Genomic DNA, 19,784 nt, shown 5'->3' on the forward strand with positions numbered 1-19,784 from the left:
GAGCATGACCCACAAGATGAAGCTTGCCGCGTCCGCGCGCGGCCCCGGGCCCTTCGCATGACCACCGTCACGCTCGTCGACAACTACGACAGCTTCACCTGGAACCTGGTGCACGACCTCGGCCGGCTGGGAGCGGACGTGACCGTCGTGCGCAACGACCAGACGACCGCCGAGGCGCTGATCGCCTCCCAGCCGGACGCCATCGTGCTGTCGCCGGGGCCCTGCACACCGAACGAGGCGGGCATCTGCCTCGACGTCATCGCGCGCGCGGGCTCGCATATTCCGCTGTTCGGGGTTTGCCTCGGCCTGCAGGCCATGGGCCAGGCCTATGGCGGCGAGGTGGTGCGCGCGCCCGCGCCGATGCACGGCAAGGTGTCGACCATCCGCCACCGCGGACAGGGCGTGTTTCGCGGCATCGACGGACCGTTCCGCGCCACCCGCTATCATTCCCTCGTGGTTCGGCGCGACACGCTGCCGGGCACGCTGGCGATGACGGCGGAAAGCGAGGACGGCCTGGTGATGGGCCTGTCGCATCGCGACCTGCCGGTGCATGGCGTGCAGTTCCACCCCGAGAGCATCCTCTCGGAGCACGGCCTGACCATCTTCAAGAATTTCCTCGACCTCGCCTCTGAATGGAATAAGACGAGGCGCGCCGCCGCCTGACGGACGGAGCGCCAGCGGAGCCCCCACAATGGACGCGTTCAAGCCGATCATCGCCAAGGTGGCCACGGGCAGCCCGCTGTCGCGGGAGGAGGCGGAGCACGCGTTCGAGACCATTCTCGCCGGCGGCGCGACGCTGGCTCAGATGGGCGCGTTCCTGATGGCGCTGCGCGTGCGCGGGGAGACCGTCGACGAGATCGCCGGCGCGGTGAGCGCGATGCGCGACAAGATGCTGCGCGTTGAGGCCCCGGCCGACGCCATCGACATCGTCGGCACGGGCGGCGACAGCTCGGGCAGCTACAACGTCTCGACGCTGGCTTCGATCGTCGTGGCCGGCTGCGGCGTCAAGGTCGCCAAGCACGGCAACCGCGCCGCGTCGTCCAAGTCCGGCGCGGCCGACGTGCTGATGGCGCTCGGCGTCAAGGTGGGACTGGAGCCCGCCGCCGTCACGCGCTGCATCGAGCAGGCCGGCGTGGGGTTCATGTTCGCGCCGACGCACCACGCCTCGATGCGCCACGTCGCCCCGGCCCGCGTCGAGCTGGGCACGCGGACCATCTTCAACCTGCTCGGCCCGCTGGCGAACCCAGCCGGCGTCCGGCGGCAGCTTCTCGGCGTGTTCTCGGAGAACTGGATCGAGCCGCTGGCGCGCACGCTCCAGGCGCTCGGGTCCGAGCGCGTGTGGGTCGTGTACGGGCGCGACGGGCTGGACGAAATCTCGACGACGGCCGAAACCGCCGTCGCGGCGCTCGAGGACGGCGACATCCGCCGCTTCGTGATCACGCCCGAGGACGCCGGCCTGCCGCGCGCGCGGCCGGAGGACCTGAAGGGCGGCGAGGCCGAATTCAACGCGAACGCGCTGCGCGCCGTGCTGGACGGCCTCCCCGGCCCGTATCGCGACATCGCCGTGCTGAACGCCGCCGCCGCGCTCATGATCGCCGGCCGGGCGGATTCGCTGCGCCACGGGGCCGAACTCGCCGCCCAGGCGATCGACAGCGGCGCGGCGCGCGCCGTCCTCGCCCGGCTCGTCCAGATTTCGAACGGATGAGCCATGGCGGACGTGCTCGCCCGGATCGAGGCCTATAAGAGACGCGAGATCGACGAGGCGAAGGCCCGCGTCTCGCCAGCCGACATCGAACGCATCGCGGCGCGAGCGCCGAAGCCCCGCGGGTTCTGCGCGGCCATCGAGGCGCATCTCGCCGCCGGCCGGCCGGCCCTGATCGCCGAGATCAAGAAGGCCAGCCCCTCCAAGGGCCTCATCCGCGCCGATTTCGACCCGCCCGCCCTCGCCCGCGCCTACGAGGCGGGCGGCGCGAGCTGCCTCTCGGTGCTCACCGATGCGCCGTCCTTCCAGGGTCGCCCGGACTTCCTCACCGCCGCGCGCGAGGCCTGCCGCCTCCCGGCCTTGCGCAAGGATTTCCTGTTCGAGCCCTACCAGGTGTTCGAGGCCCGCGCGTGGGGAGCGGATTGCGTGCTGCTGATCATGGCGAGCCTGACGGATGCGGCGGCGCGGGAGCTTGCCGAAACCGCCCACGCCCTCGGCATGGACGTGCTGGTGGAGGTGCATGACCGCGCCGAGATGGAGCGCGCCATTCCGCTCGCCACGAAGCTCATCGGCATCAACAACCGCAACCTGCGCAGCTTCGAGGTGAGCCTCGCCGTGTCCGAGGAACTCGCGCCGCTCGCGCCGGCCGGCCGCATCGTGGTGGCCGAAAGCGGCATCTCCACCCACGCCGACATCGAGCGCCTTGCCAAGGTCAACATCCGGACGTTCCTGGTGGGCGAGAGCCTGATGCGCCAGGCGGACGTCGAGGCGGCGACGAGGGCTCTCCTGTTGGGCGGCAGCGAAGCGGGCGCATGAGCAAGCTCACCCATATCGACGAGTCCGGCGCCGCCTCGATGGTGGATGTCTCGACCAAGGATGTCACCCACCGCACGGCGGTTGCCGAGGGCGCGGTGGTGATGCGGCCCGAAACGGTCGAGCTGATCCGCTCCGGCAACGCGAAGAAGGGCGATGTCCTCGGCGTGGCGCGCGTGGCCGGCATCATGGCGGCGAAGCGGACGCACGAGCTGATCCCGCTCTGCCATCCTCTGCTGCTGACCAAGGTCGCGGTGGACCTCGCCATCGACGATGCGCTGCCGGGCGTCCGTATCACCGCCACGGCCCGCGTGGCCGGCCAGACCGGAGTCGAAATGGAGGCGCTCACCGCCGTCTCGGTCGCCTGCCTCACCATCTACGACATGGTCAAGGCGGCCGACCGGGGCATGCGCATCGAAGGCGTCCGCCTGCTCGCCAAGGAGGGCGGCAAGTCGGGGGCGTGGACCGCCGATGGCTGACCCGTCCGCCCTGCTGCCCGTTGACGAGGCGCTGCGCCGCGTCCTCGCGGCGGCGCGCCCCCTTCCCTCCGAAACCGTGCCGATCGCGCAGGCGAACCGGCGCACGCTCGCCGCCCCGCTCGCGTCGTTGCGCACGCAGCCCCCCTTCAACGCCTCGGCGATGGACGGATACGCGGTCCGCGGCGCTGACGTCGCCAGCGCCGGCGCGCGGCTGCGCGTCATCGGAACCTCATCCGCCGGGCACGCCTATTCCGGCGCGGTCGGCGCGGGAGAGGCGGTGCGGATCTTCACCGGCGCTCCGGTTCCCGCCGGCGCGGACACCGTGCTGATCCAGGAGAGCGCGGAGCGCGACGGGGACGACGTCGTCGTCCGCGTTCCTGAACGCGCGGGCCGCCACGTTCGTCTCGCCGGGCTCGACTTCGCGGAGGGAGATGTCCTGCTGCCGGCGGGGCTGCGCCTCGATCCCCGATCGGTCGCGCTGGCGGCCGCCACCAACCACGCCGAAGTCCCAGTGAGCCGGCGACCGCTCGTCGCGGTGCTCGCGACTGGCGACGAACTGGTGCGTCCCGGCGAGCCAGCGGGCCCCGACCAGATCGTGGCGTCCAACAGCTTCGCCATCGCGGGCTTGTCGGAGGCGGCGGGCGCGTCCGTGCTCGACCTCGGCATCGCCTCGGACGATTTCGGCTCGCTCGAATCGGCCATCGCCGCGGCCGAACAGGCGGGCGCCGACGTGCTCGTCACCCTCGGCGGCGCGTCGGTGGGAGACCATGACCTCGTGCAGTCGGCGCTGACGCAGAGGGGCATGCAGCTCGGCTTCTGGCGCATCGCGATGCGGCCCGGCAAGCCGCTGATCTTCGGGCGGCTCGGCGACATGATCATCCTCGGCCTGCCCGGCAATCCCGTCTCGTCGATGGTATGCGGAGCCTTGTTTCTCGCGCCGCTGCTGCGCGCGCTCGCCGGCGACCCGGACGCCGGGGCGGACCGCTCCGAACCGGCCGTTCTCGGGGTGGCGCTGCCCGGCAATGACGGCCGGCAAGATTACCTGCGCGCGCGCCTGACGCCCTCTCGCGAGGGACTCCCCACAGTCGAGCCCTTCGACATTCAGGACTCCTCGATGCTGCGGGTGATGGCCCAGGCGGACGCCTTGCTGATCCGCCCGCCGCACGCCCCGCCGGCCTCCCCCGGCGACATCTGCCGCGTCATCCATCTCTGACCTCCGCGGCGCATGCCCGCGCTCGCCACGGGTTTGACAAAATCCGCCGGGAAGGATTGTCGAACACATTAAGAACATGTATGGTTTGTTCGTGATTTGTTTTGGACCGCCCGCCGAGTCGGGCTCGCGGTCGACAAGCGAGGTTCACGTCGGCAATGTTGACCAGGAAACAGCACGAACTGCTCCGCTTCATTCACGAGCGCCTTCGTGAGGACGGCGTGCCCCCCTCGTTCGACGAGATGAAGGACGCCTTGGACCTTCGCTCCAAATCCGGCATCCACCGCCTCATCATGGCGCTGGAGGAACGCGGCTTCATCCGCCGCCTGCCCAATCGCGCCCGCGCCATCGAGGTGGTCAAGATGCCGGACCAGTCGGTCCCCGGCGGGAGCCCGCGCGGCAAGTTCAGCCCCAACGTCATCGAGGGAAATCTCGGCAAGCTGCGGCCGGCGGAGCCCGGACGCGGCGACGGGAGCCCGCCCCCCGTCGCGATCCCCGTCATGGGCCGCATCGCCGCCGGCACGCCGATCTCGGCCATCCAGTCGCGAAGCCACACGATTTCGATGCCGCCGGACATGCTCACCAGCGGCGAGCATTTCGCACTCGAAGTGCGCGGCGACTCGATGGTGGAGGCCGGGATCCTGGACGGCGACACGGTCATCATCCGGCGTCAGGAGGCGGCCGACAACGGCGATATCATCGTCGCCCTGATCGACGACGAGGAAGCCACCCTCAAGCGTTTGCGCCGCCGGGGGTCCTCCATCGCGCTCGAAGCCGCCAACCCGGCCTACGAGACCCGCGTGCTCGGCCCGGACCGCGTGCGCATCCAGGGCAAGCTCGTCAGCCTCCTGCGTCGCTACTGACGAGATCGCCTCGCGGGCCGGCGGAGCGCCGGGGCGCCGCCTTCCGCGCGAACCGGCGGCGACCGAATCGCCGCCCGTGCGCGGTCAATCATCGGGAGCCCCGGCATCCGGCTCGACGGCGTCGGCCCGTGTCGGTGCCGGTGCCGGAGCGCTTGCCGGCGGCGGTGGCGGGAGGGCGCGGCGCGTGGTCCAGGGTCGCGTGACGTCCTGGCCACGCGCGGCTTGCAGCAGCCGCTGCTCCGCCGCGAAGGAATAGGTCACGGCCCCCGCCGTCGCGAGGGTGCGGCGATCGACCAGCAAGGGTGGCTTGCACCAGGCCGGCGCGAGCAACGGCGTCACGAGGACGTCGGCGCGGCGGCAGTCCTCCTCGAAGGCCGCCGGCTGCAGCACGTGCGACAGCGCGCGGCCGTCGGACAGGCGCAGGACGCAGCCCGTCGGATCGCAGCGCGCCACGCGAAACAGCGACGGATCGGAGGCGGCGCGCGCGTCGCCGTCCGCCCGCAGCCACTGCTCGACCCCGAACGAACCCGAAGTTCGGCCCACCACCGCCAGCCTCCCGTCCGCGGCGCGCGCGGCAAGGGACCTTCCGTCGGGCGCGACCACGAGGTCGGCGCGCTCCGCCCGCAGCCCCACCACGAGCCCGAGCGCCGCCAGCGGGACTGCGAGCGCCCGCAAGGCGCTTCGCCACAGCGTGGCCCAGAGCGTCGCGACGCTGAGCACGAGGAGACTGGCGATGTCGATGGCGTGGACGTATTGAGTCGATCCCCGCCAGTCGGCGACCATGCGGGACAGGTCGATCATCCATCCCACGCCGATTCCCATGACGCGCCAGACGGGGCCATCCAGGCCGAAGGGAATGGCGATCGCGCCGACCAGCGCGGCGGGCATCACGATCACCGACACGAGCGGCAGCGTCAGCGCGTTCCCGATCACGCCGTAGGGGTTGAAGCGCTGGAAATGATAGATCGAGAACGGCGCGGTCGCCGCCTCGGCCACGAGCGTGGTCAGGACGGCCCCCGAAACCCATGTCCAGGCGTGTCGGACGAGGCGTTCCGCCGGCCCTGGCGGTGGACCGGCGACGGCCTGCGCGGCGGATCCGCCGAACGGCGCGAAAGCGCCCGCTTCCGGGTCCACGCCCGCGCCACCCGGCTTCTCGTAGATCGCGATGAGCGCCGCGACGGCGGCGAACGACATCTGGAAGCTCGGGCCGAGCAGGGTTTCGGGCTCGGCCAGGAGAACGAAGACGGCCGCCAGCGCGAGGTTTCGCATCGACAGCGCCGGCCTGTCGGCGAGGATCGCCCCGAGCAGGGCCAGCGTCATGGCCAGCGAGCGTTGCGTGGCGATTTCCGAGCCCGCGAACACGTTGTAGCCGACGCCCGCGACCATGGCCGCGAGGGCGGCCCACTTCTTGATGGGCCAGTTCTGGGAGAGGTTCGGCACGCAAGCGAGGAGGGCTCGAACGAGCCAGAACACCATGCCGGCCGCAAGGATCATGTGGAGGCCGGAGATCGAGACGACGTGATAGATGCCGGCTCCGCGAAGCGCGTCGTTGGTGGCTTCGTCGATGTAGCCCCGCTTGCCCGTCACGAGCGCCGCGGCGACGGCGCCCGAGGGGCCGCCGATAACGCCCGCGATCCGCGACGTGACGTCGTTTCGCGCCCGGTCGACCGCCGCCGCGAGCCGCAGGCCGAGGGGAGCCGGCCCGGGAGCGGGCGCGAGCGCCACGGCCCCAGAGACGGATCCGACCGCGCCGAGCCGCTGGAAAAAAGCCTCGCGCGCGAAGTCGTAGCCTCCCGGCCGCGAGGGCTCGGCGGGAGGCGCAAGGCGCGCCGTGGCCGTGACGAAGTCCCCCGCCGCAATCGTCAGCCGCGTCGACGTGCTGACCCGGACCCGCTCGGGCAGCGCCTCCCTGACTACGCCTTCGATGCTGGACGGCCGCAACACCAGCCGTGCGCCGCCGATGCGAGGGTCCACGCTCTCCACGTATCCGGTGACGCGCGCGACGCGGATCCGGTCCAGCACCGGGGCCGCGACGAGAAGGGTGCGAAGGTTCGCCGCGGCGAAGCCGCAGAAGACGGCGCACGCGCCGACGCAGCACGCGAACGCCGCGCTCCGCCGCTCCCTCGCCGCGAAGGCCAGCGCCGCGCACAACGCCGCCGCGACGAGCGGCGCGCCGATCCACGGCTCCCGGTCGGCCGCGAAATACAGCAGAATGCCGGCGGCCAGGCCCACGGGCAGCCAGAGGAAGGGGCGGCGGGAATCCCGCTCACGCTCGACCTGCGCGCGGAGCCAGTGGAGGAAAGCGGGCGCGACGCCGTGCAGCCGCCAGGGCGCCGCCAGCGCGCCGGCCCGCCCGAAGCCGGCCGCGAACCCGCCGGCGCGCGAACGCGTTCCGCGATGCCGGTGCGGTTCCTCCGCCATCAAGGCTCGCCCTTAACCTCGGGCCCCAATGGTGCTACAGCACGCGCGCCGCGGGCCAGCGCCGGGCGGTTGCAAGCCTCCAACCCTGCATCCTGTGAGCCGTGAACCTCCGATGACCCGACCTGTCGTTACGCGTTTCGCCCCTTCTCCCACCGGATTTCTGCACATCGGCGGAGGGCGCACGGCGCTGTTCAACTGGCTCTACGCGCGCCGCTTCGGGGGCAAGATGCTGCTGCGCATCGAGGACACGGATCGCGAGCGGTCGACCGAGCCCGCGATCAAGGCGATCCTCGACGGACTGAGCTGGCTCGGCATCACGTGGGACGGCGAGGTCGTCTATCAGTTCGCGCGCGCCGCGCGCCATCGCGAGGTGGCCGAGAAGCTGCTCGCCGAGGGCAAGGCCTATCATTGCTACGCGACTCCCCAGGAGCTGGAGGAGATGCGCGAGAAGGCCCGGGCCGAGGGCCGACCCATGCGCTATGACGGGCGTTGGCGCGACCGCGACCCCAGCGAGGCGCCGGCCGGCGTGAAGCCCGTGATCCGCCTCAAGGCCCCGCTCGATGGCGAGACCGTGGTCAACGACCACGTGCAGGGCCGCGTCGTCTGGCAGAACAAGGATCTCGACGACCTCGTGCTCCTGCGTTCGGACGGCAACCCGACCTACATGCTCGCCGTGGTCGTCGACGACCACGACATGGACGTAACGCACGTCATCCGTGGGGACGACCACCTCACCAACGCCGCCCGCCAGACGCAGATCTACCAGGCGTGCGGGTGGGAGGTGCCGGAGATGGCGCACATTCCGCTGATCCACGGGCCCGACGGCGCCAAGCTGTCCAAGCGGCACGGCGCGCTCGGCGTCGACGCCTACCGGGCGCTCGGCTACCTGCCCGTGGCGCTGCGCAACTACCTCGTGCGCCTGGGCTGGAGCCACGGCGACCAGGAGTTCTTCACGACCGAGGAGATGATCGCGGCGTTCGACCTCGACAGCATCGGCCGGTCGCCGGCGCGCTTCGACTTCGCCAAGCTAGAGCACCTGAACGGCCACTATATGCGGTCGTCCTCCGACAGCGACCTGGTCGACGCGATCGAGACGATCCTTCCCGAGGTCGGCCCGCCGCGCGGCGGGCCGGCGACGCTCGACGCCGGGATGCGCGCCAAGTTCATGGCCGCCATGCCCGGACTGAAGGAGCGCGCCAAGACGCTGATCGAGTTGCTCGACAGCGCCTACTACCTCTACGCGTCCCGTCCGCTCACGCTGGAGCCCAAGGCGGAGGCGCTACTGGCGGAGGGCGGGCGCGTCCGCGTCGCCGACCTCCTCCCCGCGCTGGAGGCCCTGGCCGAGTGGTCGACCGAGGCGGTGGAGGCCGCTGTCCGGCGGTTCGCGGAGGACCGGACGCTCAAGCTGGGCCAGGTGGCCCAGCCGCTGCGGGCGGCCCTGACGGGCCGCGCGACGTCGCCCGGCCTGTTCGACGTCATGGCCGTGCTCGGCCGCGACGAGTGCATTGCACGCCTGCGCGATCAGGCGGCGCGGGTCGGGGCCTGACGCGCACCCCCACCTTTGGCGTGGTTGAACCCCGGGGGGAATTGGACTAACTAACGCGGGGTTCAGCGAACCCCCGCGTAGCGGTCGAAATTGCTAGAAAATTCAGCAAATTCACCCCCTCGCGCGTTTGCTTTCCCCCGCGTGTTTTCCGGGCCTCTCCCCGGCGCGGCAGTTTGCTATTTCTGGCCGAAGGAAAAGCCATGAGCGAGCCCGCCTCCCTGATCATCGCCAATAAGAGCGTCGAGTTGCCCGTGAAGGCCGGTTCGATCGGACCGAGCGTCATCGACATCGCCAAGCTGTACGGTCAGACGGGGATGTTCACCTACGACCCGGGCTTCACCTCGACGGCGAGCTGCGAGTCGGCCATCACCTACATCGACGGCGACGAAGGGGTGCTGCTCTATCGCGGGTTCCCGATCGAGCAGCTCGCCGAGCACGGCGACTTCCTCGAGACCTGCTACCTGCTTCTGTTCGGCGAGTTGCCGACTGCGGCGCAGAAGGCCGACTTCGACTACCGCATCACGCGCCACACCATGGTGCATGAGCAGATGATGCGGTTCTTCCAGGGCTTCCGCCGCGACGCCCATCCGATGGCGGTGATGGTCGCCTCGGTCGGCGCGCTCTCCGCCTTCTATCACGACTCGATCGACATCTCCGACCCGCAGCAGCGCATGGTCGCGTCGATGCGGATGATCGCGAAGATCCCGACGCTGGCGGCGATGGCCTACAAATATTCCATCGGCCAGCCGTTCATCTACCCGCAGAACGACCTCGACTACACCGCGAACTTCCTGCGCATGTGCTTCGCGGTTCCGTGCGAGGACTACAAGGTCAACCCGGTCCTTTCGCGCGCGCTCGACCGCATCTTCATCCTGCACGCCGATCACGAGCAGAACGCGTCGACCTCGACGGTTCGCCTCGCCGGCTCGTCGGGCGCCAACCCGTTCGCCTGCATCGCCGCCGGCGTCGCGTGCCTGTGGGGACCCGCCCACGGCGGGGCCAACGAGGCCGCGCTGAAGATGCTGCAGGAAATCGGCACGGTGGACCGCATCCCGCACTTCATCGCCCGCGCCAAGGACAAGAACGACCCGTTCCGCCTGATGGGCTTCGGCCATCGCGTGTACAAGAACTACGATCCGCGCGCGAAGATCATGCAGAAGACCACGCACGAGGTCCTCAACGAGCTCGGCATCAAGGACGATCCGCTGCTCGATGTGGCCATCGAGCTGGAGCGCATCGCGCTGCACGACGAGTACTTCATCGAAAAGAAGCTCTATCCGAACATCGACTTCTATTCGGGCATCACGCTGAAGGCGATGGGCTTCCCCACCTCCATGTTCACGGTGCTGTTCGCGCTGGCCCGCACGGTCGGCTGGATCGCGCAGTGGAAGGAGATGATCGAGGATCCGTCCCAGCGCATCGGCCGTCCGCGCCAGCTCTACACCGGTTCGCCCCGGCGCGAATACGTGTCCGTCAACCAGCGCTGAGTTCGCTGTCTCATCCGACCAAAGGGGCGCTTCGGCGCCCCTTTTTCTTGCGCGACGGTCAGCGGACCGGGGCCATCCGCCTGACGAGCATCGTCCACGGTCGCCCGTCGATCGCCGCCAGTCCGAGCGCGATCATGGCCATCCCTGCGATTTGCCGTGGCGCGAGGTCCTCGCCGAGCAGTGTGACGCCCAGCAGCACGGCCGTGACGGGAATGAGGAAGGTGACCAGGCTCAGATTGGTGGGACCGGCCGTCCTGAGAACACGGAAGAAGATCACGTAAGCGAGAGCCGTCGAAGGGATCGCCAGGCCGATCACCGCTGCCCAGGCCAGCGGCGGGGCCGACAGGAGCGTCCACGGCTCGGTTGCGAGCAGCGTCACCGGAGCGAGCACGACAAAGGACATCGTCAGCTGACCGGTCGCGATGGCGAGCGGCGGCACGCCCATCGCCTTGAAGCGTCGTCCGTACAGGTTCGAGAACGCGTAGGAACACGCGGCGGCCAGGCAAGCCAGCTCGGCGAGCCATTCCCACAGTGTCGTGCCGGAGGGCGCGGCCCCCGTCATGACCGCCACGCCAACCAGCCCCGCGAGAACGCCCATCGCACGACTGCCGCTCAGCTTCTCGTCCTCGGTCACCAAGTGGGCGACGACGACGGTGAACAGCGGCGTCGTGGCGTTGAGGATCGAGGCGACGCCCGCCGCGATATGCGATTGCGCCCACGCGAAGAGCAGGAAAGGCACGACGTTGTTGAGCATGGCCATGCCAAGCAAGGATCGCCACACCGTGAGCCCGCGCGGGGCCGGAACGTTCGTGACGCGCAACGTCAGCCAGAGCACGGCAGCGGCCAGACCGACGCGCGCAGTGACGATCACGAGAGGCGGCAGCGACTTCACCGCGACGCCGATAAACAAGAAAGAACCGCCCCACAACACGGACAGGAGCAGCAACTGCAGCCAATCGGAACCAGAGGTGTGGGAAGGGCGAGCGGGCGAACTGGACATGCGGGCTCCACGAGGACGAGACGGGCCGCTTCTCACATGTGAAGCTGGTCGTGGCAGCCCGATTCCTGCGGGCTTAGCGGCCCGCCGTCTCCAGGATGATCCGCGCCGCCCTGGCGCTCGGCGTGTCGCCCTCGGGCAGCGTCATCAGCCCGTCCAGGCGACGGAACGCCGCCAGCTGGGCGCGCCGCTCCGCCGTGTCGCCCAGCAGCGGCGCGAGGGCGGCGGCGATCGTGGGCCCCGCGCATTGCTCCTGCAGCAACTCGGGCACGGCGTTCTCGCCGAGCACGAGGTTGGGCAGCACGATGGACGGCACCCGGACCAGATATTTGAGCTGCTCTTCCAGGCGGCTGACCCGGTAGCCCACCACCATCGGCACGCCGGACAGCGCCAGTTCGAGCGTCACGGTGCCCGACGCCGCCAGCGCCGCCCGTGCGCTGCGGAACGCGGCGAGCTTCGCCCCCTCGCCTTCCACGACGCGGACGCGCACCGGCCACGCGCGGGCCAGCTGGCGAATTTCCGCGGCGAGGTGCGGCACGGCGGGCAACACGGCCTCGAACACGTGGCCAAGCCCCACCATGCGGTGCAGGGCGTCGCCGAAAGGCTGCATCAGCCGCCCGATTTCCGACCTGCGGCTTCCCGGCAGCACCAGCAGAATCGGCGGCTCGCCGTCGCGCCGCGCCTGTTCGGCGGGAGAAGGCCGCAACTCCTCGAGTCGTTCGATCAGCGGATGGCCGACATAGGTGCAGGCCGGTCCGCCGAGCTCCCGGTGTGCCGCCGGCTCGAACGGCAGCAGGGCGAGCACGTGGTCCACATAGGCCCGCATGGCCTTGGCCCGCCCCGGCCGCCACGCCCAGACGCTCGGGCTGACATAGTCGACGACCGGCAGTTGGGGCAGACGCCGGCGCACGCCGCGCGCGACGCGGTGCGTGAAGTCGGGACTGTCGATGATGACGAGAACGTCGGGCCGGTTCTCGACGACGAAATCCACGGTCTGGCGGATGCGGCGCAGCAGCACCGGCAGCCGGGCGATGACCGGCAGGATGCCCATGACGGCGATGTCGGAGAGCGGGAACAGGCTGTGCAGCCCCTCCGCCTCCATCGCCTCGCCGCCGACCCCGGTAAAGCGGATGGCGCTCCCCGGAGCGGCGTCGCGCAGGGCGCGCATCAGCTTGAAGCCGAGCTGGTCGCCGGAATGCTCACCGACGACGATCGCGACGTGCAGGGGGCGCGGTGTTTCGCTCATGCGGGGATCCCAACGAGGAAAAGGCCGGCCGCGTCGGCCGCGCGCACCAGCACGGGCCGATCCAGGAGCAGCACGCCGCCCGCCGCGACGGCGATGCCGCTCAGCCCGGCGGCGCGCGCCCGGTCGACTGTGCGCGGACCGACGGCCGGAAGGTCGATGCGCGTCTCCTGGCCGGGCTTGGGAAGTTTGACGAGCACGCCGCCGGACCCGTCGAGCCGAAGCCGGCGACGGCGCTGCAACTGGCGCACTCGCGCGAGCATGGCGTCGGTGCCTTCTGGACCCTCGACGGCCAGCACGCGGCCTCCGCTCAGAACGGCCCCCTGCCCGACATCGAAAGGCCCAAGCGAGCGGAGCAGCTCCACGGCCTTGGCGATATCCGCTTCGGCGGCGGCGTCGGGCGCGGAGCGTGTGAGGACGCCCGCCGGGGCCAGCAGCTCCGGCGCGACCGCCTGCGCCCCGACCACACGAAAGCCGGCGTCCTCGATCAGCGACACTACGCCGCGGAGAAGTCGGTCGTCACCGGCCGACAGAATCCGCCCCAGTTCGTCGCGATTGCGGAAGGCTGAGAACACGGAACGGATGGCCAGCGGCCCTGGCCGGGTGACGTTGCCGGCCAGAACGACGGCGTCGGGGGCGATGGCGCGGAGTTCGGCGAGGACGCGGCCGGGGTCCAGCATGTCGGCCCACACGGTCGGAAAGCGCCGAAGGGCGCGCTCCGCGAAACCCCGCAGGCCGATGACGCGAACCTCGCAGCCCTGCGCGGCGGCCGCATTGGCCACCGCCAGCGGAAACGCCCCGCCCCCGGCGATGATGGCGATGCGGCGCGGCAGATCGGCCGCCAACATCAGCCCTCGTGCGCGTCGCGCGGGGTACAGATCGACCGGTTGCCGCCCTCGCGGATGAAGTCGAGGATTTCATGGACGACCGGATGCGTGGCGAACTCGCCGGCCACGTCCTCGACCCGCTCCTGCAACGTGCCCTCGTCGGCGAACAGCAACCGGTAGGCGCGCCGGATGTCGTGGATGACCTCGCGCGAGAACCCCCGGCGCTTCAGGCCGACGATGTTCAGGCCCGCGAGATGGGCGCGGTTGCCGATGGCGATGCCATAGGGGATGACGTCGTTCTCGACGCCGGAGAGGCCGCCGATGAAGGCGTGCGCGCCGATGCGGCAGAACTGGTGCACGGCGGCCCCGCCGCCGAGGATGGCGAAGTCGCCGACCGAGCAGTGGCCGGCCAGCATCACATTGTTGGAGAAGATGACCTGGTTGCCGACCTTGCAGTCATGCGCGACGTGCGATCCCGCCAGGAAAGTGCAGCGGTCGCCGACGGTGGTGGCGAGCCCGCCGCCCTCCGTGCCGGGGTTCATGGTGACGCCTTCGCGGATCGTGCAGTCCGCCCCGATCGTCAGCACCGACGGCTCGCCGTGGTACTTCAAGTCCTGCGGCTGGTGACCGACCGACGCGAACGGGAAGATCTTGGCGCGCGGACCGATGGTCGTCCGGCCCGCGACGGCGACGTGGCTGATCAGCTCGCAGCCATCGCCCAGCACGACATCGGCCCCGACCGTGCAGAACGGACCGATTCGCACGCCCTCCCCGAGCGTCGCGCCCGGCTCGACCACGGAAGAAGGGTGGACCTGCGCCATCTCCGTCACTCGGTCACGAGCATGGCGCTGACTTCGGCTTCGCAGACAATCTTGCCCTGCACCTTCGCCTCGCCCCGGAACCACCACATGTTGGCGCGCTGGCGCGTCTTGGTCATGTGATACTCGACGACGTCTCCCGGACCGACCGGCTTGCGGAACTTGGCGTTGTCGATGGTCATGAAGTAGACGACCTTCGGACGCGCCGTTCCGAGCTTGGCGTTCACGCACAGAGCGCCCGCCGTCTGCGCCATGCCCTCGATCAGCATCACGCCCGGCATCACGGGACGGCCCGGAAAGTGGCCGTTGAACTGCGGCTCGTTGAACGTGACGTTCTTGATGCCGATGCAGCTCTCGTCGCCGCGCATCTCGACGATCTTGTCCACGAGGAGAAACGGATAACGGTGCGGCAGCAGTTCGAGAATCCGCAGGATGTCCGCGGTGTCCAGGCTCTGCGTTGCGGTCTCGGTCATCTCACGAACCTTTTCGGACTGATGGCCTGTGCGCTCAAGTTTGGTCGCCAGAGGGCGGCGGCGTCTTCCGCTTGGCAAGATTGGAGAGGAGCGTCAACTCCCGGAACCATTCCTTGACCGGCTTGGCGGGCGTGCCGCCCCACCTTGCGCCCGCGGGCACATCGCCGGCGACATTGCTGGACCCGGCGATCTGCGCGCCCATGCCGATGCGGACGTGCCCGACGATGCCGACCTGCCCGCCCAGCGCCACGAAGTCCTCGATGGTGACGCTTCCGGAAACGCCCACCTGGGAGACGATGATGCAGTGGCGGCCGACCACGACGTTGTGGGCGATCTGGACGAGGTTGTCGATCTTCGTCCCCTCGCCGATCACCGTGTCGCGGTTCGCGCCGCGATCGATCGTGGTGTTCGCGCCGATCTCCACGTCGTTCTGGATGATGACGCGCCCCACCTGCGGCACCTTGAGGTGACCCTGCGGCCCGAGCGCGAAGCCGAACCCGTCCTGTCCCACCCGCACGCCGGGATGGACGATCACGCGATCGCCGAGCAGCGCATGCAGCAGGGAGACATTCGGGCCGATGGAACAGTGCCGCCCGATACGCACCTGCGGGCCGACCACGGCGTTGGCGGCGATGATGGTGCCCGCGCCGATCTCCGCGCCGGGGCCGATCACCGCGCCGGGGTCGACCGTCACGCCCGGCTCGAGCCGGGCGCTGGGATGCACATAGGCCCCCGGCGCGATGCCGGTCGAGCCGAACACCGAGCCGGGCCGCGCCGCATCCGGGAACAGGGCGGCGGTGACGGCGGCGAAGGCCCGGTAGGGTTGCGGCGTCACCAGCGCGACGGTGCCGGACGGAACGCGCGCGGCGAATTTCGGCGAGACCAGGCACGCGCCGGCCTGGGTCGCGTCGAGATCGGCCGCATAGGCGGGATTGTCGAGGAAGACGAGATCGGTCGGGCCCGCGCGATCAAGCGGCGCAACGCCCTGGACGCGAAGCGACGCATCGACACCGTCTGGCAGCGTCGCCTTGGTGAGATTGGCGATGTCGGCGAGCGAGAGCGGAGCCGAAAGGCGAAAGAAAACGGGGTCTGTCATCATGGACCGCGGCGGAGGCCCGGCCAGGTCGGCCGGGCCTCACGCCATCAGAACGACGTGCCGCCGGAGAAGCGGAAATACTGCGTCTGGTCGTACTTCGCCTTCGAGAGCGGGATGGCGTAGTCGAAGCGGATCGGCCCGAGCGGCGACTGCCACAGCAGGCTCGCGCCGACGGACGACCGGATCTGGTGGCTGTCGTAGACGCTCAAGCACGTCGTCTGCACGTTGGGGTTGGTCACCGGGCAGTTGTCGTACGGAGCGTTGAAGTTGAAGCCACCCTTGTAGCCGAACAGCGTGCCGGCGTCCGCGAACACCGCGCCGCGCATGCCGAGTTCGCGCGGCAGGCCGAAAATCGGGAACTGCACTTCCGCCGAGCCGCCGAAATAGGTCGTGCCGCCGAGCGCGTTGTTGCGCGGATCGCTCGCGTCGCGCGGGCCGAGGCCGCCCGGCGCGAAGCCGCGAACGAGGCTCGGGCCGAGGAAGAACTGGTCGGTGATGAGGAGGTCGTTGCCCCACATCTGACCGCCCTGAACCTTCAGCATGCCGACGAAGTCATCCGACAGCTCGCGGTAGTAGCGCACTTCGCCGGTGGCGCGAATGAACTGCGAATCGCCGCCAAGGCCCGCGAAGTCCTGCTTCCATTCGGCGAACAGGCCGTTGCGCGGATTCCGGTTGTTGTCCAGCGTGTTGTAGTTGAGCGTGAAGCCCGCGAGCGAGGTCATGCGGGTGCCCGCCGCCTGCTTCAGGGCGATCGACGCCTCGCCGTTGTTCACGCAGTCCGGATACTGTCCGGCCGTATAGCCGCCGATCACCTGAGTGGGTGTGAAGCCCGGAATGGGATACCAGCAGTCGTTGTACGGCCGCTTGGTCGTGTTCGGGATCGTCAGGTCGGTCTGGTAGAGCGAGTAGCGCAGCAGCGCCGTCGTCTCTTCCGTGATCGGCAGGCCCATGCGCAGCGTGCCGCCGGTCGTCCGGTTCTCGTAGTACGAGTAGCGCGTGTTGTCGGTCTGCTTCGAGAACAGGTCGAAGCCGGCCGCGATCCGCCGGTCCATGAAGTACGGCTCGGTGAAGGAGAACTCCACGCCGCTCGAGTACTGGCCGAGCGACGCCGCCGCGCGCACGAACTGGCCGCGGCCCAGGAAGTTCGTCTCGGCCAGCGACACCTCGGCGATGAAACCGTCGGCGGTCGAGTAGCCGCCCGCGACCGAGAACTGACCGGTGGGCTGATCCTCGACGTCCACGTTGACGATCACGCGGTCGGGCGTCGAGCCGGGCTCGTTGGTGATGCGCACCCGCTTGAAGAAGCCGAGGTTGTTCAGGCGGCGCTCCGCCTTGTCCATCAGCACCTTGTTGTAGGCGTCGCCCTCGCCGACATCGAACTCGCGGCGGATGACGTTGTCGCGCGTGCGCGTGTTGCCGCGGATGTTGATCCGCTCGATGTAGACGCGCGGCCCTTCCTCGACCACGTAGACGATGCCGATCTTGCCCGTCGCCGGGTCCTTGGCGCCCTGGGGGCGGACCTGCGCAAAGGCGTAGCCCTTGCTCGCCACCTCGGTCGTGATCGCCTGCAGCGACTTCTCGACGTCCTCGGCGTTGTAGGTGTCGCCCGCGGAGGTCTTGACGCGGCTGCGAAGCGTCTGCGCGTCGATGTCGGGAATGCGCGACTCGACGTTGACCTCGCCCACGTCGTACTTGCGGCCCTCGTCGACCACGATGTTGACGATGTAGCCGCCGGCCGCCTCGTCGAACTTCACATCGTTGGAGACGACGCGGAAATCGGCGTAGCCGTGCTTGAGGTAGAAGCGGCGCAGGAGCTCAAGGTCGGACGCGATGCGGTCCGGATCGTAGACGTCGGAGTTCTTGAGGAAGGAGAGAAGATTGCTCTCCGTCGTCGTCATCTGGTCGCGCAGGCGGCCGGAGGAAAAGGCCTCGTTGCCGCTGAAGTTGATCTGCTTGACGCCGGTCTTCTCGCCCTCGACGACGTCGAACACGACGTCGACGCGCCCGTTCTCGAGCGGAACGATGCGAGAGGACACGCTGGCGAGCCCGCGGCCGCTGCGCTGGTAGACGTCACGCAGGCGCTGCACGTCCGCGTCGACCTGGGCGCGGCTGAACGGGCCGCGCGCCTTGGACTGAACCTCGGCCTCGAGCTGGTCGCTCTTCAGCTTCTTGTTGCCCTGGAAGACGACCCGGTTGATGACCTCGTTCTCCTTGACGGAGACGACGACCTGCCCGCCGCGCTGGCTGACGCTGACGCTGGAGAACAGCCCGGTGGCCAGCAGGTCCTGCCGGATCTGCTCGGGCGACGAGCCCTGCGCGTAGGACCGAATGGTCGCCGCGTCGACGCGCTGGTTGCCCTGAACGACGATACTCTGGGCGAAGGCTGGAGCCCCCATGGCGACCAGCAGGCCGACACCGACCGCGGTGTTCCTGAGCGCCCGCATTGACCGCCCCCGACTCGAACTCTCGAAAGTCATCGAGTAACTCGCCCCATAATTGTCGCCTCGGCCTATGAACGCAGGCCGGACTCCCCGTATGTACGGAGTCGTTCTACAAATTTTCCACGTCACTGCAAACGTCCAATCACCGTGATGGGACGAATCCGACTCTCCGTGGCTGTGATGACACTTAGCGGATGGTTAAAGCGCGACCAAGTGCAGAACGTCGTTCACTGTCGTGAACAGCATCAACATCAACACCAGCGCGAGCCCGATGCGGAAACCGAACTCCTGCGTGCGCATGCTCAGGGGCCGCCCGCGCACCGCTTCGAAAACGTAGAAGAGCAGGTGGCCGCCGTCCAGCATCGGGACCGGAACAAGGTTGATGAGTCCGATCGACACCGACAGAATCGCGGCGAGGTTCAGGAGGGCGACGATGCCCGCCGTCGCCACCTGCCCTGACACCTGGGCGATTCGAATCGGTCCGGAGAGCTGGTCCGTGCTCTCTGTGCCGGCGAACAACCCGCCGACATAGGCGCCGGTGCGCTCGACGATGAACCAGATTTCGCTGACGGCGCCGGTGACGGCCGCCACCGGACCCATCGGGATGTTGCGCACGTCGGCGGGGTTGCGGGAGCCCTGGATGCCGAGCATGCCGAGGCGCTGCTTGCCGAACGGCGTCTGCAGAACCTTCAGCTCGGGCGTCACCGTCAGGTCGACGTCCTTCCCGGCCCGTTCCACGACGAGCTTCAGCGGGGTGCCCGGCGACGTGGACACGATGCGCTGCAACTCCTGGAAGCTGTCGATGGCGCGCCCGTCGATCGAGACGACGAGATCGTTGGCCCGCAGGCCCGCCTTGGCGGCGGCTCCCCCCTCGACCAGCGCGTCGATGCGCGGCACGAGGATCTGCCGGCCATAGGCCATGTTGATCGCGGCGAAGACGGCGATGGCGAGCAGGAAATTGGCGATCGGGCCGGCCGCGACCACGGCGGCGCGCTGCCAGACCTTCTTGTGGTGGAAGCTCTTGGATCGGTCCGCCGCGCTCATGCTGGCGAAGGCGTCGCCGTCAGGCGTGCTGGCGACCGAGCTGTCGCCGAAGAACTTGACGTAGCCGCCGAGCGGGATCGCGGCGAAGCGCCAGCGCGTGCCGTGCCGGTCGTTGAAGCCGAACAGCTCGGGGCCGAAGCCGATCGAGAACGCCGTGACCTTGATGCCGCACCAGCGGCCGACGAGGAAATGCCCGAGCTCGTGGACGAACACCACGATCACCAGGACGAACAGGAAAGGCAGGATGTAGCCGCCCGCCGAGTGAATCATGCCGCCGATCGATTCAAGAAGGCTCATCGTCGCTCCCGGGGCCAACACGCCCAA

Annotated in this window: 17 protein-coding genes; 8 read left to right on the plus strand and 9 right to left on the minus strand. The window is 69.4% G+C overall.

All coding sequences use genetic code 11. The annotated features are described in order from the left end of the window. Nucleotides 1–57: 57 nt before the first annotated feature. From NK718_RS06690 to lexA, 6 genes are all read left to right on the plus strand, one after another. The gene (locus NK718_RS06690) at nucleotides 58–663 is read left to right on the plus strand and encodes an anthranilate synthase component II (RefSeq protein ID WP_254739886.1); all 606 of its coding nucleotides are present in this window, start codon (nucleotides 58–60) and stop codon (nucleotides 661–663) included. Between the two features lie 28 nt (nucleotides 664–691). Further along, on the plus strand, nucleotides 692–1,705 hold the full coding sequence (gene trpD, locus NK718_RS06695; RefSeq protein WP_254739888.1) for an anthranilate phosphoribosyltransferase: 1,014 nt from the start codon (nucleotides 692–694) through the stop codon (nucleotides 1,703–1,705). A gap of 3 nt (nucleotides 1,706–1,708) precedes the next feature. Continuing rightward, entirely contained in the window at nucleotides 1,709–2,518 is an 810-nt protein-coding gene (gene trpC, locus NK718_RS06700) for an indole-3-glycerol phosphate synthase TrpC (protein WP_254739890.1), read from the plus strand. Then, nucleotides 2,515–2,994, plus strand: coding sequence for a cyclic pyranopterin monophosphate synthase MoaC (gene moaC, locus NK718_RS06705; RefSeq protein WP_254739892.1), 480 nt, complete (start codon nucleotides 2,515–2,517; stop codon nucleotides 2,992–2,994). The genes trpC and moaC overlap by 4 nt, the downstream gene beginning before the upstream one ends. Continuing rightward, nucleotides 2,987–4,207 (plus strand): molybdopterin molybdotransferase MoeA, encoded by a 1,221-nt coding sequence (locus NK718_RS06710; RefSeq protein WP_254739894.1) that lies wholly within the window; start codon nucleotides 2,987–2,989, stop codon nucleotides 4,205–4,207. The genes moaC and NK718_RS06710 overlap by 8 nt, the downstream gene beginning before the upstream one ends. Nucleotides 4,208–4,362: 155 nt before the next feature. Then, nucleotides 4,363–5,067: a transcriptional repressor LexA gene (lexA, locus tag NK718_RS06715; RefSeq protein ID WP_254739897.1), complete on the plus strand. Its 705-nt coding sequence runs from the start codon at nucleotides 4,363–4,365 to the stop codon at nucleotides 5,065–5,067. Between the two features lie 84 nt (nucleotides 5,068–5,151). Here the strand turns inward: lexA and NK718_RS06720 are convergent, their stop codons facing one another. After that, nucleotides 5,152–7,488: a ComEC/Rec2 family competence protein gene (locus NK718_RS06720; protein WP_254739899.1), complete on the minus strand. Its 2,337-nt coding sequence runs from the start codon at nucleotides 7,486–7,488 to the stop codon at nucleotides 5,152–5,154. 112 nt (nucleotides 7,489–7,600) lie between these two features. On the opposite strand from NK718_RS06720, the gene gltX reads away from it, so the two are divergent. Continuing rightward, a complete protein-coding gene (gene gltX, locus NK718_RS06725; RefSeq protein ID WP_254739901.1) occupies nucleotides 7,601–9,034 on the plus strand; it encodes a glutamate--tRNA ligase in 1,434 nt (477 codons plus the stop codon). Between the two features lie 200 nt (nucleotides 9,035–9,234). Then, entirely contained in the window at nucleotides 9,235–10,521 is a 1,287-nt protein-coding gene (gene gltA / locus NK718_RS06730) for a citrate synthase (RefSeq protein ID WP_254739903.1), read from the plus strand. Nucleotides 10,522–10,579: 58 nt separating this feature from the next. On the opposite strand, the gene NK718_RS06735 is transcribed toward gltA, so the two are convergent. The 8 genes from NK718_RS06735 to rseP all read right to left on the minus strand — a co-directional run bounded on the left by NK718_RS06735 (nucleotide 10,580) and on the right by rseP (nucleotide 19,757). Further along, the gene (locus NK718_RS06735) at nucleotides 10,580–11,521 is read right to left on the minus strand and encodes a DMT family transporter (protein WP_254739905.1); all 942 of its coding nucleotides are present in this window, start codon (nucleotides 11,519–11,521) and stop codon (nucleotides 10,580–10,582) included. A gap of 73 nt (nucleotides 11,522–11,594) precedes the next feature. Continuing rightward, nucleotides 11,595–12,764, minus strand: a complete 1,170-nt coding sequence (gene lpxB / locus NK718_RS06740; protein WP_254739907.1) for a lipid-A-disaccharide synthase — start codon at nucleotides 12,762–12,764, stop codon at nucleotides 11,595–11,597. Next, nucleotides 12,761–13,609, minus strand: a complete 849-nt coding sequence (locus NK718_RS06745) for an LpxI family protein (RefSeq protein WP_254739909.1) — start codon at nucleotides 13,607–13,609, stop codon at nucleotides 12,761–12,763. The genes lpxB and NK718_RS06745 overlap by 4 nt, the downstream gene beginning before the upstream one ends. Then, entirely contained in the window at nucleotides 13,609–14,409 is an 801-nt protein-coding gene (lpxA, locus tag NK718_RS06750; RefSeq protein ID WP_254739911.1) for an acyl-ACP--UDP-N-acetylglucosamine O-acyltransferase, read from the minus strand. Before lpxA ends, NK718_RS06745 begins: the two co-directional genes overlap by 1 nt. Nucleotides 14,410–14,414: 5 nt before the next feature. Further along, nucleotides 14,415–14,879 carry a 3-hydroxyacyl-ACP dehydratase FabZ gene (gene fabZ, locus NK718_RS06755; RefSeq protein ID WP_254739913.1) on the minus strand — a complete coding sequence of 155 codons (465 nt, stop codon included), beginning with the start codon at nucleotides 14,877–14,879 and terminating at the stop codon, nucleotides 14,415–14,417. A 34-nt stretch (nucleotides 14,880–14,913) separates the two neighbouring features. After that, nucleotides 14,914–15,975 carry a UDP-3-O-(3-hydroxymyristoyl)glucosamine N-acyltransferase gene (gene lpxD / locus NK718_RS06760; RefSeq protein WP_254739915.1) on the minus strand — a complete coding sequence of 354 codons (1,062 nt, stop codon included), beginning with the start codon at nucleotides 15,973–15,975 and terminating at the stop codon, nucleotides 14,914–14,916. Between the two features lie 47 nt (nucleotides 15,976–16,022). Beyond that, the gene (gene bamA / locus NK718_RS06765; protein WP_254739917.1) at nucleotides 16,023–18,419 is read right to left on the minus strand and encodes an outer membrane protein assembly factor BamA; all 2,397 of its coding nucleotides are present in this window, start codon (nucleotides 18,417–18,419) and stop codon (nucleotides 16,023–16,025) included. Nucleotides 18,420–18,614: 195 nt separating this feature from the next. Continuing rightward, entirely contained in the window at nucleotides 18,615–19,757 is a 1,143-nt protein-coding gene (gene rseP, locus NK718_RS06770) for an RIP metalloprotease RseP (protein WP_254739919.1), read from the minus strand. Nucleotides 19,758–19,784: the final 27 nt, after the last annotated feature.

Source organism: Alsobacter ponti, assembly GCF_024294805.1.
GTDB classification, from domain to species: Bacteria; Pseudomonadota; Alphaproteobacteria; order Rhizobiales; family Beijerinckiaceae; genus Alsobacter; species Alsobacter ponti.

Excerpts from the sequence above, each read along its gene's own strand:
- NK718_RS06690 (WP_254739886.1), top strand. The coding sequence starts at position 58 with ATGACCACCGTCACGCTCGTCGACAACTACGACAGCTTCACCTGGAAC.
- trpD (WP_254739888.1), top strand. The coding sequence starts at position 692 with ATGGACGCGTTCAAGCCGATCATCGCCAAGGTGGCCACGGGCAGCCCG.
- trpC (WP_254739890.1), top strand. The coding sequence starts at position 1,709 with ATGGCGGACGTGCTCGCCCGGATCGAGGCCTATAAGAGACGCGAGATC.
- moaC (WP_254739892.1), top strand. The coding sequence starts at position 2,515 with ATGAGCAAGCTCACCCATATCGACGAGTCCGGCGCCGCCTCGATGGTG.
- NK718_RS06710 (WP_254739894.1), top strand. The coding sequence starts at position 2,987 with ATGGCTGACCCGTCCGCCCTGCTGCCCGTTGACGAGGCGCTGCGCCGC.
- lexA (WP_254739897.1), top strand. The coding sequence starts at position 4,363 with ATGTTGACCAGGAAACAGCACGAACTGCTCCGCTTCATTCACGAGCGC.
- NK718_RS06720 (WP_254739899.1), bottom strand. The coding sequence starts at position 7,488 with ATGGCGGAGGAACCGCACCGGCATCGCGGAACGCGTTCGCGCGCCGGC.
- gltX (WP_254739901.1), top strand. The coding sequence starts at position 7,601 with ATGACCCGACCTGTCGTTACGCGTTTCGCCCCTTCTCCCACCGGATTT.
- gltA (WP_254739903.1), top strand. The coding sequence starts at position 9,235 with ATGAGCGAGCCCGCCTCCCTGATCATCGCCAATAAGAGCGTCGAGTTG.
- NK718_RS06735 (WP_254739905.1), bottom strand. The coding sequence starts at position 11,521 with ATGTCCAGTTCGCCCGCTCGCCCTTCCCACACCTCTGGTTCCGATTGG.
- lpxB (WP_254739907.1), bottom strand. The coding sequence starts at position 12,764 with ATGAGCGAAACACCGCGCCCCCTGCACGTCGCGATCGTCGTCGGTGAG.
- NK718_RS06745 (WP_254739909.1), bottom strand. The coding sequence starts at position 13,609 with ATGTTGGCGGCCGATCTGCCGCGCCGCATCGCCATCATCGCCGGGGGC.
- lpxA (WP_254739911.1), bottom strand. The coding sequence starts at position 14,409 with ATGGCGCAGGTCCACCCTTCTTCCGTGGTCGAGCCGGGCGCGACGCTC.
- fabZ (WP_254739913.1), bottom strand. The coding sequence starts at position 14,879 with ATGACCGAGACCGCAACGCAGAGCCTGGACACCGCGGACATCCTGCGG.
- lpxD (WP_254739915.1), bottom strand. The coding sequence starts at position 15,975 with ATGACAGACCCCGTTTTCTTTCGCCTTTCGGCTCCGCTCTCGCTCGCC.
- bamA (WP_254739917.1), bottom strand. The coding sequence starts at position 18,419 with ATGCGGGCGCTCAGGAACACCGCGGTCGGTGTCGGCCTGCTGGTCGCC.
- rseP (WP_254739919.1), bottom strand. The coding sequence starts at position 19,757 with ATGAGCCTTCTTGAATCGATCGGCGGCATGATTCACTCGGCGGGCGGC.